Origin of the sequence: Mesorhizobium loti, assembly GCA_014189435.1 — a bacterium.
GTDB classification, from domain to species: Bacteria; Pseudomonadota; Alphaproteobacteria; order Rhizobiales; family Rhizobiaceae; genus Mesorhizobium; species Mesorhizobium loti_G.
On the sequence record CP050293.1, the window covers coordinates 4,035,468 to 4,049,892 of the forward strand.

Sequence of the window (14,425 nt, forward strand, 5' to 3'; positions counted from 1 at the left end):
CAAGATAAGCGAGGAATCCAGCCATGCCCAAGCATTTCAGGATGATCGACAACGCTCGCAGAATGCTCACCGCAATCGAAAATTCCGCTGTCGACGAATTGCTGGCCGGCAGGTTGGGCCGCCGCGACTTCCTGCGCCATGGCAGCGTGCTTGGTCTTTCCTTGCCCTTTCTGGGCAGCCTTGTCGCGGCCGCCGGCCTCGGCACGCAGCAGGCTCGTGCCGAGGGCAAGCCGGGCGGCACGGTGCGCGCCGGCGTGGCGACGCCGGGCGGCGCCATCGATCCCGTCACCTACTATGACAGCGGCAGCTACCAGCTGGTTTTCCAGACCGCCGAATTTCTCTGCATCACGCAGCCGGACCTCACCTTGAAGCCGGTGCTGGCGGAGAGCTGGGCGCCGAACGAGGACGGCAGCGTGTGGACCTTCAAGCTGCGCAAGGGCGTGAAATTCCACAATGGCGAGGACTTCAAGGCGGACGACGTCGTCGCGACGTTCGACCGGCTGGCCGACCCCAACGGTGCTTCCAATGCACTTTCCGTGTTCAAGGGGCTGCTGTCGAAGGGTGGCACCCAGAAGGTCGACGACCACACCGTCGCCTTCCACCTCGATGCGCCGAATGGCAGCTTTCCCTATTCGGTGTCGATCGACAATTACAACGCCGTCATCCTGCCGGCGAGCTACAAGGGCGACTACGAAAAGACGTTCGAAGGCACCGGGCCGTTCCGGCTGGAGACCTACACGCCAAAGGTCGGCGCGACCTTCATCCGCAACCCCGACTATTGGGGTGAGAAGGCGCTGCCCGACCGGCTCGAGTTCAAGTTCTACGGCGACGTGCAGCCGCGCATCCTGGCGCTGCAGGCCGGCGAGGTCGACATTCTCGACGCGGTTCCGCTCGATGTCAGCCAGGTGGTGCTGAACAGCCCCGACATCACCGTGTTGCGTGTCGCCTCGACCGCGCACCGCCAGCTTCACATGCGCTGCGACACCGGCCCCTTCACCGACAAGCGCGTGCGCCAGGCGCTGGCGCTGTGCATCGACCGTTCGAAGCTGGTCGACGGCCTGTGCCGTGGCATGGCGGCGACCGGCAATGACAGCCCGTTCGCGCCGGCCTTCCCCGCGACCGACAAGACGGTGCCGCAACGCGTCCAGGATATCGCCAAGGCAAAGCAATTGCTGGAGGCGGCGGGCCTCGCCGGCGGCTTCGACATCACGCTGACGACGCTGCGCTATTCCGACATTCCCGGCTACGCGCAATTGTTCCAGAATTTCGCCAAGGAGATTGGCGCCCGCATTTCGCTCAACATCGAGGACCAGGACAAATATTACGGCAAGGCAGTGTTCGGCCAATCGGACTGGCTGGACAGCCCGCTCGGCATCACCGACTACGCGCATCGCAGCGTGCCCAACGTCTTCCTCAAGAGCCCGCTGGTCAGCGACGGCCCGTGGAACGCGGCGCATTTCAAGAGCCCGGCCTATGACGGCATGGTCACCAGCTATTTGAAGGCGCTCGATGTCGGCGCGCAGCGCGCTGCCGCCTCCGACATCCAGAAGCTGCTGCTCGACGCGACGCCTGTCATCTTCAGCTATTTCCCCGATCTGCTGGTGCCGGTGCGCAAGAATGTCAGCGGACTGCCGCCGATCGCCGCCGGGCTGCTGCTCGATCGCGTGTCATTGAGTTGATCGTGCGCCAGCGCCCGATCACGAAAGAAGAGAACCGGGAGACTACCATTCGCAAGCCCCATCTGCGCGGCCGTGGGCCGCATTTTCCCTTGCTCGATAACATCGTGCAGTACGATTTCGAGCCGGGCTACATAGCCTTCACCATGCCCACGCAGAAGCGCCTGCGTGTGCAGGTGGGGTCAATGACCGTGGCCGATACGACCAACGCCTTGGTGTTCTACGAATCCGATCACCTGCCGGTCTACTACTTCCCGATCGGCGACGTTCGCGAGGAGTTCCTGCTGCCGAGCAAGACGACGACAGAGGACCCATTCAAGGGCATAGCCACCCACTATTCGCTTAACACCGGCATCACGCTGGTCGAGGACGCGGCCTGGCGCTATCTCGATCCGGTCAAGGGCTGTCCCCCGATATCGGACTATATGTCGTTCACCTGGAGCAAGATGGGCCACTGGTTCGAGGAGGACGAAGAAATCTTCGTCCACGCCCGCGATCCGTTCCGCCGGGTCGACTGCCTGCCGTCGTCGCGACGCGTCCAGGTCATCCTCGACGGCGAACAGGTCGCCGATTCACGCCGCGGCGTGTTCCTGTTCGAGACCGGCCATCCGGTGCGCCACTATCTGCCGATCGCCGACACGCGGCTCGATATGTTCGCGCCCAGCCGCTACATCTCGCGCTGCCCCTACAAGGGCATCTCCAACTACTACCACGTGACGACCAAGGCCAAGCGCCATGAGAACCTGGTCTGGTATTATCCTGAGCCGGTGCATGAGGCGGAGCGCATCAAGGGCCTGGTCTGTTTCCACCACGAGCTGGTCGACAAGATCCTGGTCGATGGCGTCGAAATCCCGAAGGAAGCCACGGCCGCCTCGAGCGGTTATTTCTGAGCATCGACGCCGCTTGCGCGCGGGCGCTTGATCGAAGCACCGCTCAGCGCATACCCTCCCCTAGGCAGGGAGGGCTATCGATGGATCTTTTCAAGCTGGACGGCGATGTCGCGTTGGTTACTGGCGCCGGCAGCGGCATCGGCCAGGCAATCGCGATCGGACTGGCCGAGGCGGGCGCCGACGTCGCCTGTTTCGGCCACGCGTCGAAGGGTGGGCTGGATGAAACCGCCCACCGGATCACGGCGCTCGGCCGCAAGGCGCTGGTGCTGACCGGCACGGTGACGTCGCAGAGCGATCTCGCGGCGGCGATCGATCGCATCGAGGCCGAACTCGGTGCGCTGACCGTCGCAGTCAACAATGCCGGCATTGCCGGCTCCGAACCCGCCGAGACGATGCGGCTGGAGACATGGCAGAAGGTGCACGAGGTCAATGTCGCCGGCGTGTTCCTGTCCTGCCAGGCCGAGGCGCGCAAGATGCTGGCGCGAGGCAAAGGCTCGATCATCAACATCGCCTCGATGTCCGGCACCATCGTCAACCGGGGACTGACGCAGGCGCACTACAACTCTTCGAAGGCCGCCGTCATCCACATGTCGAAGAGCCTCGCCATGGAGTGGGCCGATCGCGGCCTGCGCGTCAATGTCGTCAGCCCGGGCTACACGCTGACGCCGATGAACAAGCGACCGGAGGTGGCCGAAGAGGTCAAGATCTTCAAGCGTGACACGCCGATGGGGCGCATGGCGGCGCCGGAAGAAATGGTCGGACCGACGGTGTTCCTTGCCAGCCGCGCCGCGAGCTTCGTCACCGGCCTCGACCTGATTGTCGATGGCGGCTACGTCTGCTGGTAGGGGTCCGACTTTGCCTGCAGTCTGAATTTATGCGTCCCGCGAGGCGTTAGTCGTTGCGCGACATGAACCTTGGTATATATAATTTCATCCTATGAAACGGCCTTGGCGAGATGGGGCTTGCCGGGTCGACAGCCGAGAATATGGGACCTTGATGGCTCGCACCTTGCAGGGCGCCGCAGGACTGGCAATCGATCCGCGGATGATCGCTCCCGCAGCGATCCGTCGGCAGCCATGACGCTGACACTCCAGTCCCATTCCATCATCACTAGAATTGAGCACCATCTTGCCTGCGCCGGCCAAAGCCGGGGCAACAATCTGGTGCCGACGGCCTTGCGCAAAGACCAGCCTTTCCAACACAATCAAGAAAAGCCGCAAGAAGGGAACGAACGATAATTTTCACAGCTTGAAGGAGAACAAGCATGTCACTTCGCAGTGTGATTTCGAACTTAACAATGGGAGCCTTCGCACTCGCCGCGGCGAGTGCACTGACACCTTCCGCCCAAGCCGCCGCACCCGAATCCAATGACCCGATCAAGATCGCGCTGTTCGACTGGACCAGCGTCAACCTGAACGCCAAGATCCTCGGCGGCATCCTGGAAAAGCTCGGCTACACCGTCGAGTATCCCACGGCCGACTACCTCTCCAGCTTGACCACGGGTCTCACCAATGGCGATCTCGATGTCGGCCTGGAATTCTGGGACACGACCGCCGGCGAGGCCATGAAAGCCTCCGATGCCACCGGCCAGACCGAGCGGCTGGGCAAGCTTGGACCGAAGGCCAAGGAAGAATGGTGGTTTCCCGAATACATGAAGGAGAAATGCCCTGGCCTGCCCAATTGGGAAGCGCTGAAGGATCCGAAATGCGCCGAAGCCTTCTCGACGGCCGAGACCGCACCGAAGGGTCGCTATCTCGGCGGCCCAGTGACCTGGGAAGGCTTTGACGACGAGCGCGTCGAGGCGCTGAAACTGCCCTTCACCGTCATCCATGCCGGCACCGACGCGGCGATGTTCGCCGAGCTGGACTCGGCCTATCAGCGCAAGGCGCCGATCATGCTGTGGATCTATTCGCCGCACTGGGCGCCGGCCAAGTACAAGGGCGAGTGGGTTGAATTCCCCGAATACACGCCCGAGTGTTACAACGACCCGAAATGGGGCGTGAACCCCGACGCCAAATATGATTGCGGCAAGCCGCATGGCGAGATCTGGAAGTACTCCTGGTCCGGCATGAAGGACAAATGGCCGGTCGCCTACAAGGTGGCGAAGGCCTACACGATCGACACCGACGAGCTCAACAAGATGAGCGGCGAGATCGATCTCGGCGGCAAGACGCCGGAAGACGTCGCAGCCGCCTGGATCGCCGCCCATGAGGCAGACTGGAAAGCCTGGGCGCAGTGATCCTTCCGACTGGAAAATGAGATCCGGCTGCTGACCAGCCGGGCCTCACTTGTTGATGTTCCAGAAGGACGTTTGAATGACGGACAAGACTGAACAGGGGTCCAATGGGGCGGGCACGCCAAAGGATGCCCGCCCGATAAAGCTTGCCTGCCGCAATGTCTGGAAGCTGTTCGGATCGAATGCGGCGAACTTCATCCGCGAACGCGACGGCAAGGCCAGTATGGCGGATGTTACTGCCGCCGGGCTTGTCGGCGCGGTGCGCGCCGTCGACCTCGAAATCCGCCAGGGCGAGATTTTTATCATCATGGGCCTGTCGGGCTCCGGCAAGTCGACACTGGTGCGCTGCATGTCGAGGCTGGTCGAGCCGACCCACGGCAAGGTCGAATTCGAGGGCAAGGATCTGCTCAAGATCTCGGATGCAGCTCTCATCGAATTGCGCCGGCATCGCATGGGCATGGTGTTCCAGAATTTTGCCCTCCTGCCGCATCTCAATGTGCTGGAGAACATTGCCTTCCCGCTCAGCATCCAGGGGCAGGATCGGCCGACGCGCGAGGCACGGGCGCGCGAGGTCATCGAGCTAGTCGGCTTGAGGGGGCGCGAGCATTTCTATCCGCGCGAGCTGTCCGGCGGCCAGCAGCAGCGAGTCGGCATTGCCCGAAGCCTGGCGACCAAACCGGAAATCTGGTTCCTCGACGAGCCGTTCTCGGCGCTCGATCCGCTGATCCGCCGCGAAATGCAGGACGAGCTGATGCGGCTGCAAACCATGCTGCACAAGACCATCGTCTTCATCACCCATGATTTCGACGAGGCAATCCGGCTGGCCGATCGCATCGCCATCATGAAGGATGGCGAGGTCATTCAGACCGGCACGCCGGAGGAGCTGGTGGTCAACCCGGCGACCGACTATGTCGCCGAGTTCACCCGCGACGTCGACCGCGCCAAGGTGATCTCGGCACGCAGCTTGATGCGCGCCTGCGATGGCTCGGAGCATGGCGGCACGGTGGCGCCGGATGCCAAGATCGCCAGCTTCTCGGCCGGTATCGTTGCCGCCAACAAGCCGTTCGCGGTGGTCAACGGCACCGGCAAGCCGATCGGCGAGGTGACGCCGCAAGCGGTGATCGATCTGCTGGCCGGCATCGATCGCTCAAGGACCGGCGCATGACGGTGACGGCAAGCGCCAGCGAGGCAAGGTCGCGGCCGATTCAGATCTGGCTGCTGATTTGGGCGTTCGCGCTTGCCGCCGTGCTTGTCGTGTTCCTGTTGCAGGACCGCCTGCCCTGGGCCGTCAACTATCCGGCCAGCGCCGTCGTGCCGGTCGCCGACTGGGTCAGCGCGCTGATGCGCTGGATCAAGTCCAACCTGTCATGGCTGACCCGCTCGATCACCGCGGTGCTCGGTGTTCCCCTCGATTTCGCGCTCAATCTCCTGGCCAAGAATTTCAAGATCGGTCACGGCACTGAGGCCTATGTCCTGCCGCGCCTGTCCTGGGTCGGCGTCTGCGCCGCCGCCTTCCTCGCCGGTCATGCCGTTGGCGGCAGAAAACTCAGCCTGCTGGTTGGTGGCTGCTTCCTCTACATCGCCCTGTTCGGCCAATGGACCAGTGCCATGCTGACGCTGGCGCTGATCTCCATCGCCGTGCCGTTCTGCATGGTCACTGGGCTGTTCGCCGGCATCTGGGCGTGGCGCAAGCCATGGGCCGAAAGGCTCATCGTCTCCCCTGCCCTTGACCTGATGCAGACGATCCCGACCTTCGCCTACCTGATCCCGATGCTGCTGCTGTTCGGCAACAGCCCGGTGTCGGCGATGATCGCGACCGCCATCTTCGCCACCCCGCCGATGGTGCGGGCGACGATGCTAGGCCTGTCGCGTGTGCCCTCCGAAATTGACGATTTCAGCGAGATGGCCGGCTGCACGGCCCGCCAAAAACTGTGGCGGGTGCTGCTGCCATCGGCGCGGCCGACACTGATGGTCGGCGTCAACCAGGTGATCATGCTGGCGCTGAACATGGTCATCATCGCTTCGATGATCGGCGCCGGCGGCCTCGGCTACGACGTGCTTCTGGCACTGCGCGCGCTGAAGGTCGGCGAGGCGATGGAAGCCGGCCTTGCCATCGTGGCGCTCGCCATCGCGCTCGACCGGCTGAGCCAGGCTATCGCGCACAAACAGGCAAAGGGCCATGTCCATCAGGAGATGAGCCCAAGCCTCTGGCGGCGCTACCCCAACCTGACGCTGGCCATCGCCATCCTTGTCGTGACAACACTGCTCGGCCTGTTCGTGCCGGCCTTGGCAGTGGTGCCGAAAGCGATCACCTTCACCACCGCGCCGCTGTGGAAAGCGGCGGTGAACTGGGTGACGATCAACTTCTTCGATACGATCGAAGCGTTCCGCGTGGCGCTGATCCTCAATCTGCTGAACCCGCTGCGCGCCTTTTGCGAAGGCTTTCCGTGGCTGGGCGCGGTCTTCCTGCTCGGCCTCGCGGGCTATCAGCTCAGCGGCTTGCGCCTCGCTGTATTGGTCGCCGCATTAACCGCCTTCTGCGCCGTAACCGGTCTGTGGGAGAAGACCATGGCGACCGTCTATCTCTGCGGCATCTCGGCTTTTATCGCCTGCCTGATCGGCATTCCCATCGGTTTGATGGCCGCGCGCAGCGACCGTTTCGAGAAGATCGTCACGCCGATCATCGACACGCTGCAGGTGCTGCCGTCGTTCTGCTTCATCATCCCGGTGGTGATGCTGTTCCGTGTCGGCGACGTCACCGCAATGATCGCAACGATAGCCTTCGCCGTGGTGCCGGCGATCCGTTACACCAATCACGGCATCAGGCAGGTGCCGCCGGCGCTGATCGAGGCGGCCAAGGTGTCGGGCTGCACGCCGCGCCAGACCTTCTTTCGCGTGCAACTGCCGCTGGCGCTGCCGGAGATCATGCTGGGCGTCAACCAGACGATCCTGATGGCGCTCGCCATGATCATCATCTGCGCCATGGTCGGCACGCGCGATCTCGGCCAGGAAGTGTTCATCGCGCTGTCCAAGGCCGATTCCGGCCGCGGCATCGTCGCGGGTCTGGCCATCGCCTTCATCGGCATCGTCGCCGATCGGCTGTTCAGCGCCTGGACGGCGAAGGCCAGGGCAAGGCTGGGATAACAGCCGGATGTCCGAGCCGGGCGAGCCACCCTTCGCTGTCCTCGTTTTCGATATGGCCAGAACCGGCGAGCCGGACGGCGAGCACCTGATATCAGGCTTCGGCACGCTGGAGGCGGCGACGAACTATGCGATCGCGCGGGTCCGCGCCTCGGTGGAGGAACTGCGAAAGCCCGGCATCGCGGCAGCGGAGTTGCGAAAGCTCTGGCACCTCTACGGCGAAGACTGCTCGGTATTGAGCAGCCCGGTGCGCGGCAGCGATCTTCTCGACGACTTCATCGCGACACCGGCGACACCTGCCGAATGCGATTGGCCGGCGCTGGCGCCAAGGCTGCGCCGTTTTCGCGCCACTCTGCTGATCTTCAACGACATCAACGAATCCGTCTGGTGCGGCGGGGTTTTCCGCGCTACCTATAGGCTGTCGGGGCAAGGCCTGCTCGAGCGGTTCCATGACGACGCCGCTGCCGCCTTCAAAGCCAAGGGCATCACGCCTGATGTGCCGACGAAGATCATGGTCGCCAACCACTTCGAGCTTCCCGATCCTCCCTACCCACCGCCAGGCGCGACGCTGCGATCCTGGAAGGTCGAGGTCGGTTTCGTCTGCCACGATGTGAAGTTCGGCGGCGACGCCGCCGGCGTCTTCGCCTGGCCGGAGGAGCCGACCGGCTGGGCGCTCAGAACCATGCAGTTCCTGCTGATGGCCGACATGCTGGCCATGCGCGGCGATAGCCCCGACTATGCCAACGAGAGCGACGTTATCTCAGTCAAGGTGACGGAGACGGATGCTGCTCCCGACTATCCACCGGATTGAGTAACGTTCAACCGCCGAACCCTGCAAAGGAGAGAGTGATGACAGGCCGGACAGCTCGCTGCACCTGCGGCCAATTGCAGATCCGATGTCCGCAAGAGCCAGCCAAGGTCTCGCTTTGCCATTGCCTGGACTGTCAGCGACGGACCGGCAGTCCGTTCGGGATCGCCGCCTTCTTCGATGCCGCCGCGATCGAGATCAGCGGCTCATTCCAGACTTACCAGCGCGATTCCGACAGCGGCTTTCCCGTCACCTTCCATTTCTGCGGAACGTGCGGCTCGACGGTCTTCTGGTATCCGTCGCGGAGACCGGCAGCGGTGGCAGTCGCCGTCGGCTGTTTCGGAGACCCGTCATTCCCGGCGCCGACGCAGTCTGTCTACGGCAAGAGTCGCCACGGCTGGGTCGCGGCGCCGGCCTGACGGCAAGCCCGCCGGTTACTCCGCCGCCACGCCCTTCACCTCAAGATAGCTCTCCATCGAATCGTCCAGCGCCTGCAGCCAGGGCGTATGATGCAGCGGCGCCATGGTGCCGGTCATCAGTGAACGGTAGGCATGGTCGCGGAAGCTCATAATGTCTTCGCCCTTGTGATGCTCCCACTCCATGAAAGTCTGGTTGACCGCCTCGACGTCGAAGCCGGGGTAGTCGGTCTGGTCCATCAATTCCTTGGTGTAGTCGCCCTGGAACCAGATCATCTGCTCTGCGTCTTCCAGCGTCTCCTCACGTGCGCGCCATTTCGCGCCGTGCTCCGCCATCGCCTCGGCCGACGGCAGCTTGATGCGGCCCATGATGACGTCGCGGGCGAACCAGGCCTGCGCGTCGAACATGTTGAAGGTGTAGAACTGGTCCTGCATGCCGATATAGGAGAGCTGCGGATTCTTCTCCCAGACGACGCCTTCATAGAGATCGAGCGGCCACATGCGGTTGGCGGTCTTGAGCTTCAAATCGTCGGTCAGGAAGGGGAAGGAATGCAGGTAGCCGGTGCACAGGATGATGGCGTCGACGTCCTTGGTGGTGCCATCCTTGAAATGCGCGGTCTTGCCGACGACCTTCTGCAGCAGCGGCACCTCTTTCCAATTGTCAGGCCATTTGAAGCCCATCGGCTTCGAGCGGTAGCTGGAGGTGATCGATTTGGCGCCGTATTTGTAGCACTGCGAGCCGATGTCCTCGGCCGAATAGGAGCGGCCGATAATCAGGATGTCCTTGCCCTTGAACTCCATCGCGTCGCGGAAATCATGGCTGTGCAGGATGCGGCCGTTGAAGGTCGAGAAGCCCTCGAAATAGGGCACATTGGGCACCGAGAAATGGCCGGAAGCGACGACGACATTGTCGAACTCTTCAGAGTAGGTGACGTCGTTGGTGCGGTCATGCGCGGTGACAGTGAATTTCTTCGTCTCGTCGGAAAACGTCACCATGCGCACCGGGCTGTTGAAGCGCACCCATTTGCGCAGGCCTGACTTCTCGACGCGGCCCTTGATGTAGTCCCACAGCACGGCGCGCGGCGGATAGGAGCCGATTGGCCGGCCGAAATGCTCCTCGAATGTGTAGTCGGCGAATTCCAGGCATTCCTTCGGTCCGTTCGACCAGAGGTAGCGGTACATCGAGCCGTGCACCGGATCGCCATGCTCGTCGAGGCCGGTGCGCCAGGTGTAGTTCCACAGGCCGCCCCAATCCGACTGCTTTTCGAAGCAGACGATTTCAGGAATGTCGGCGCCCTTGTCGGCGGCCGATTTGAAGGCCCTGAGCTGTGCCAGGCCGGAGGGTCCGGCTCCGATGACGGCAACGCGACTTTTCATGGCAGGCCTCCCGATCTGAATTCGACTTTTGTTTTGACGCAACTCCGGACGGAAAACCGTTTCACACTTTTCCTGGAATTGCTCTTACGAAACAAATTTCACTCACAGGGACAGTAATTCGCCCTTTCGCGCTGTCAACAGTCCGCTGCTGAAACTGGGTTCCGCCACGGTGGATTTCCTGAGAAAAACCGGACGCGGCCAAACGCCGGATCGTGCGCATGCGCTTTCAGGCGACTTGCCGTCGCGGTTGCGCTGCTGTATCGGCACCTGACATGTTCACCTAGAGTGAAATAAATCCGCAGAGTCCCGGGGGCGACATGGCGAAGAAAACTTCCGATTCCAAGGCTGGTCCCGCGGCCGCGAAAGCCAAGCCGCTGCCAAAGGTCTCGGCCGACGGGAAAACCATTCGCGCGCCGCTGACGCAGAACCCGCATGCCATTCGCGACACCCGCGAAAAAGTGCTGGAGGTGGCGATCGGCCGCGAGGTGCGGGCCTTCCGCAAGAAGCTCGGCATCACCGTCGCTGATCTCGCGGTCGCCACCGACATTTCGCTGGGAATGCTGTCGAAGATCGAGAACGGTATCACCTCGCCGTCGCTGACCACCTTGCAGGCGCTGTCGCGGGCGCTCGGCGTTCCGGTGACGGCCTTCTTCCGCCGCTTCGAGGAAGAGCGCAGCGCCGTCTTCGTCAAGGCCGGCCAAGGTCTCGATGTCGAGCGCCGCGGCACGCGCGCCGGCCACCAGTACAATCTGCTCGGCCATATCGGCTCCAACACCAGCGGCGTCGTCGTCGAACCCTATCTGATCACGCTGACCGAGGATTCCGACGTGTTTCCAACCTTCCAGCATGAGGGCATGGAGTTCCTCTATATGCTCGAAGGCGAGGTCGTTTACCGGCATGGCAGCAACCTCTACCCGATGAAGCCCGGCGACAGCCTGTTCTTCGACGCCGACGCGCCGCACGGGCCGGAGCAGCTGACCAAGCTGCCGATGCGGTATTTGTCGATTATTTGCTATCCGCAGAGCGCGGGGTGAGTTTTGCCAATCTCCCCCCGTGTGGGGGAGATGTCCGGCAGGACAGAGGGGGGCGCCGTAGAGCACCTGCTTCTCAATCGATTGGATCTGCAACCTTAGGGCGTTGTTGGTCTTGCGCGGGCACGGGAAAGGTTTGCGTTCCTTCGCGCCCCCCTCTGCCCTGCCGGGCATCTCCCCCACGAGGGGGGAGATCGGCAGCTTCGCGGGCGGCGCTTCAATCCGGCCCAAACCCCGGACTTGTCGCGCTTCCATCATCCAGCTTCGACAGCCACTCGACCAGCGCCGGGCGATAGCGCGTCAGACCCTTGTAGTTGGCGAGTTCGTCGGGCAGGTCGCGGATGACGCGGTGCAGGCGCCGGGCCCATTTCGGCTGCGTCACCAGTTCGTCCATCTTGATCAGGTAGCAGCGGATCGGGAAGACGATGCCGTTCGAGCGCGGCAGGCGCCAGAAGCTCTGCAGTTCGACCCGCAGATGCACCTTGTCGCCGACATTCGCCGGCGTCACCGTCGCCCGGTCCGGTCCCCATTTGTGGTAATTTTCTGGGCTGGTGTCGAGGCGTGGATTGATCGTCATCGTCCAATTCAGGCGCCGCGCCGGCTTGCCCTGCTGGATGTTGGTGAGGAACTTCAGCGCCCTGACGAAAATCCCCTTCTCATGCGCCAGTGGTACCGGCGCGTGCCATTCGAAGAAGTTCATGCCGATGTCGAAATCGAGCGACCAGTCGGCCTGGGTGGTGACCATGCCGGCATCCATCCATAAATTTCCGTCGCGCTGGTCGAGGATGCAGAAATCGCCCTGGCTCTGCCGGGTGATGTATTCCATCGGCCCGTAGGGCAGCGTCGAGGTGTCGCCGAAGGTGAAGGTGTCGTCGATGCCGAGCGGCCGGTTGATCCAGCGCCAGCGATCGCCGTCGCGGGTCAGCATGAAATGCTCGGGATAGCCCAGCGCCTGCTGCTCCATCAACAGTTCCAGCAGGTCCCAACCGGCCAGCGTCATGTGCGGCAGCGACTGGCAGCGCAGCGGATCCTCGGCCAGCACCAGCGCACGGTCCTGCATCTCGGCGACATAGTGCTCGTCGACGTCGATCAGGTTTTCCAGCACGCTGCCCTTCGGGCCGACGACATGCGGCTCGATGTTGACCGCATACATGTAGGCGTCTTCGTGGAACGGAAACGGGAAGCGCCTGATGTGCTCCGGGCTGTTCTTGAAGGTGAAGTCGTCGCGGAACGTTTCCTTGCGAAAGGTGATGCCCATGATTCTCTCCTACCGTTCCAGGACCAACGACCGGCCTTCGAAGCGCGACACACAGGGCATGATCTTCTTGCCCGAACGGTGCTCTTCCTCACTCAGCCAGTGGTCGTTGTGGATGAACTTGCCGTCGCAAGAAATGACGTTGGTCTCGCACTGGCCGCAAACGCCGCCGCGGCAGAGATAGGGCGGATCGACGCCGGCCGCCTCGATCGCCTCCAGAAGACTCTGCTGCTCATCCACGCGGATCGTCTTGCCGCTGACGGCAAGCGTCACATCGAAAGGCAGTCCGGGCTGGGGCGCCGCGAAATGTTCGAAATGCACGGTTTCCGCTGGCCAGCCAAGGCTTGCCGCGCGATCGCGCACCCAGTTGATCATCCCGGCCGGGCCGCAGACATAGAGATGCGTGCCGAGCGGCTGCGTCGACAGCAACCGGTCGAGTTCGATACGCTCGTCAAGGTCGTCATGATAGAGCCTGACCCGGCGGTCGTAGCGCTCGCGCAGCACATCGGCATAGGTGCCGAGCGATGCGGTGCGGCAGGTGTAGTGCAGTTCGAAATTGCCGCCTTCCGCCGCCAGTTGCGCGGTCTGCGCCATGAACGGCGTGATGCCGATTCCGCCCGCCAGCATCAGATGCTTCTTGGCGCGCAGGTCGAGCGAGAACAGGTTGACCGGGTAGCTGACCACCATCTCAAGGCCGGGCCGGACATTCCGGTGCATGAACAGCGAGCCGCCGCGGCCGACATCGTCGCGGCGCACGCTGATCGTGTATTCGCGCGTGTCGAGCGGCGAGCCCATCAGCGAATAGGGATTGAGCCGGGTCCGCTCGCCGTCGCGCATCTCGACCACGACATGGGCGCCGCCGGAAAAGGTCGGCAAAAGCTCGCCGTCGCGCCGGCGAAAATGGAAACGGGTGACCAGGTCGTTGACCGGAACGACATCGCTGACCACGACATCGAGTTTTGTTGTTCCAGTGCTCATCGAAAAATCTCCTCCATTGGAGGGACCTCCGAGCGATCTTCCGCATTGATGCAGACGCCCTGGAAGGCGGCGATGCGCCTGGAATAGTGATCGCGCACCAAAAGCAGCAGGCCGCAATGCGCGCAGGTCGCCGGCTGCGTCGTCACATTCTCGGTGATGCCCTTGCAGTGGACGCACTGCATGCGCCGCGCCAGCGAGCCACGGTGCTCGGTCTGGATCGAGGTGTGGTCGATGCCGGCCTCCAGCGCCACCTGCATCGCCTGGCCGATCAGGCCCTCGGTGCCCGAGAGATAGAGGCGCAAGCCCATATGCGCGTTGGCGAGTGTCTGCCTGAGCCGAGGCAGCAGGCTGGCGAAGGACGGCGCCTGATGAAACTGTGCCGGTTTAAGCGCTTTGAGGGCGGCGATGTGTTTGCCGTCAGGGCCGGGAATGAAGACGATTTCGGCGTCGTCGAAAAATCCGGGCGGCGCCCTCTCGGCCATCTCCGCCATCGCCAGCGCGCCTTCTGCATCCGCGATAAAAAGATGATGCTTGCCGGGCTGCGGAGACAAGGTTCCGTAAACGGGCCGGCTGATGATACTTTTGGCTGCCATTTAAGTCTTCGTGCCTCGAACCCC

The 14,425-nt window shown here is 62.9% G+C and carries 13 protein-coding genes; 9 read left to right on the forward strand and 4 right to left on the reverse strand.

Going from position 1 to position 14,425, the window contains the following annotated elements:
• The first annotated feature begins 23 nt into the window (after positions 1-23).
• The 8 genes from HB777_19820 (at position 24) to HB777_19855 (ending at position 9,170) form a co-directional block, all read left to right on the forward strand.
• Entirely contained in the window at positions 24-1,679 is a 1,656-nt protein-coding gene (locus HB777_19820; protein ID QND65927.1) for an ABC transporter substrate-binding protein, read from the forward strand.
• Positions 1,676-2,566, forward strand: a complete 891-nt coding sequence (locus HB777_19825; GenBank protein ID QND65928.1) for a DUF427 domain-containing protein — start codon at positions 1,676-1,678, stop codon at positions 2,564-2,566. The genes HB777_19820 and HB777_19825 overlap by 4 nt, the downstream gene beginning before the upstream one ends.
• 80 nt (positions 2,567-2,646) lie before the next feature.
• A complete protein-coding gene (locus tag HB777_19830; protein ID QND65929.1) occupies positions 2,647-3,411 on the forward strand; it encodes an SDR family oxidoreductase in 765 nt (254 codons plus the stop codon).
• 419 nt (positions 3,412-3,830) lie between these two features.
• Positions 3,831-4,805, forward strand: coding sequence for an ABC transporter substrate-binding protein (locus tag HB777_19835; GenBank protein ID QND65930.1), 975 nt, complete (start codon positions 3,831-3,833; stop codon positions 4,803-4,805).
• Positions 4,806-4,881: 76 nt separating this feature from the next.
• Positions 4,882-5,967: a glycine betaine/L-proline ABC transporter ATP-binding protein gene (locus HB777_19840; protein ID QND65931.1), complete on the forward strand. Its 1,086-nt coding sequence runs from the start codon at positions 4,882-4,884 to the stop codon at positions 5,965-5,967.
• Positions 5,964-7,946: an ABC transporter permease subunit gene (locus tag HB777_19845; protein ID QND65932.1), complete on the forward strand. Its 1,983-nt coding sequence runs from the start codon at positions 5,964-5,966 to the stop codon at positions 7,944-7,946. The genes HB777_19840 and HB777_19845 overlap by 4 nt, the downstream gene beginning before the upstream one ends.
• A 7-nt stretch (positions 7,947-7,953) precedes the next feature.
• The gene (locus HB777_19850) at positions 7,954-8,754 is read left to right on the forward strand and encodes a hypothetical protein (GenBank protein ID QND65933.1); all 801 of its coding nucleotides are present in this window, start codon (positions 7,954-7,956) and stop codon (positions 8,752-8,754) included.
• A 38-nt stretch (positions 8,755-8,792) separates the two neighbouring features.
• Entirely contained in the window at positions 8,793-9,170 is a 378-nt protein-coding gene (locus HB777_19855; GenBank protein ID QND65934.1) for a GFA family protein, read from the forward strand.
• Between the two features lie 15 nt (positions 9,171-9,185).
• Here HB777_19855 and HB777_19860 read toward each other — a convergent pair whose 3' ends face one another.
• Positions 9,186-10,544 (reverse strand): NAD(P)/FAD-dependent oxidoreductase, encoded by a 1,359-nt coding sequence (locus HB777_19860; protein ID QND65935.1) that lies wholly within the window; start codon positions 10,542-10,544, stop codon positions 9,186-9,188.
• A 317-nt stretch (positions 10,545-10,861) separates the two neighbouring features.
• Between HB777_19860 and HB777_19865 the strand changes: the two genes are divergently transcribed.
• Positions 10,862-11,578: a helix-turn-helix domain-containing protein gene (locus HB777_19865; protein QND65936.1), complete on the forward strand. Its 717-nt coding sequence runs from the start codon at positions 10,862-10,864 to the stop codon at positions 11,576-11,578.
• 214 nt (positions 11,579-11,792) lie between these two features.
• Here the strand turns inward: HB777_19865 and HB777_19870 are convergent, their stop codons facing one another.
• Genes HB777_19870 through HB777_19880 form a run of 3 tightly spaced genes read right to left on the reverse strand, consistent with a single transcriptional unit; the run spans position 11,793 to position 14,401 of the window.
• Entirely contained in the window at positions 11,793-12,833 is a 1,041-nt protein-coding gene (locus tag HB777_19870) for a DUF3445 domain-containing protein (protein QND65937.1), read from the reverse strand.
• Positions 12,834-12,842: 9 nt separating this feature from the next.
• Complete coding sequence (locus HB777_19875; GenBank protein QND65938.1) at positions 12,843-13,808, reverse strand: oxidoreductase; 966 nt, start codon at positions 13,806-13,808, stop codon at positions 12,843-12,845.
• On the reverse strand, positions 13,805-14,401 hold the full coding sequence (locus HB777_19880) for a hypothetical protein (GenBank protein ID QND65939.1): 597 nt from the start codon (positions 14,399-14,401) through the stop codon (positions 13,805-13,807). The genes HB777_19875 and HB777_19880 overlap by 4 nt, the downstream gene beginning before the upstream one ends.
• Between the last annotated feature and the right edge of the window lie 24 nt (positions 14,402-14,425).

Coding starts and splice junctions, on each gene's coding strand:
- HB777_19820 (QND65927.1), top strand. CDS start 24: ATGCCCAAGCATTTCAGGATGATCGACAACGCTCGCAGAATGCTCACC.
- HB777_19840 (QND65931.1), top strand. CDS start 4,882: ATGACGGACAAGACTGAACAGGGGTCCAATGGGGCGGGCACGCCAAAG.
- HB777_19835 (QND65930.1), top strand. CDS start 3,831: ATGTCACTTCGCAGTGTGATTTCGAACTTAACAATGGGAGCCTTCGCA.
- HB777_19845 (QND65932.1), top strand. CDS start 5,964: ATGACGGTGACGGCAAGCGCCAGCGAGGCAAGGTCGCGGCCGATTCAG.
- HB777_19850 (QND65933.1), top strand. CDS start 7,954: ATGTCCGAGCCGGGCGAGCCACCCTTCGCTGTCCTCGTTTTCGATATG.
- HB777_19870 (QND65937.1), bottom strand. CDS start 12,833: ATGGGCATCACCTTTCGCAAGGAAACGTTCCGCGACGACTTCACCTTC.
- HB777_19875 (QND65938.1), bottom strand. CDS start 13,808: ATGAGCACTGGAACAACAAAACTCGATGTCGTGGTCAGCGATGTCGTT.
- HB777_19865 (QND65936.1), top strand. CDS start 10,862: ATGGCGAAGAAAACTTCCGATTCCAAGGCTGGTCCCGCGGCCGCGAAA.
- HB777_19880 (QND65939.1), bottom strand. CDS start 14,401: ATGGCAGCCAAAAGTATCATCAGCCGGCCCGTTTACGGAACCTTGTCT.
- HB777_19860 (QND65935.1), bottom strand. CDS start 10,544: ATGAAAAGTCGCGTTGCCGTCATCGGAGCCGGACCCTCCGGCCTGGCA.
- HB777_19855 (QND65934.1), top strand. CDS start 8,793: ATGACAGGCCGGACAGCTCGCTGCACCTGCGGCCAATTGCAGATCCGA.
- HB777_19830 (QND65929.1), top strand. CDS start 2,647: ATGGATCTTTTCAAGCTGGACGGCGATGTCGCGTTGGTTACTGGCGCC.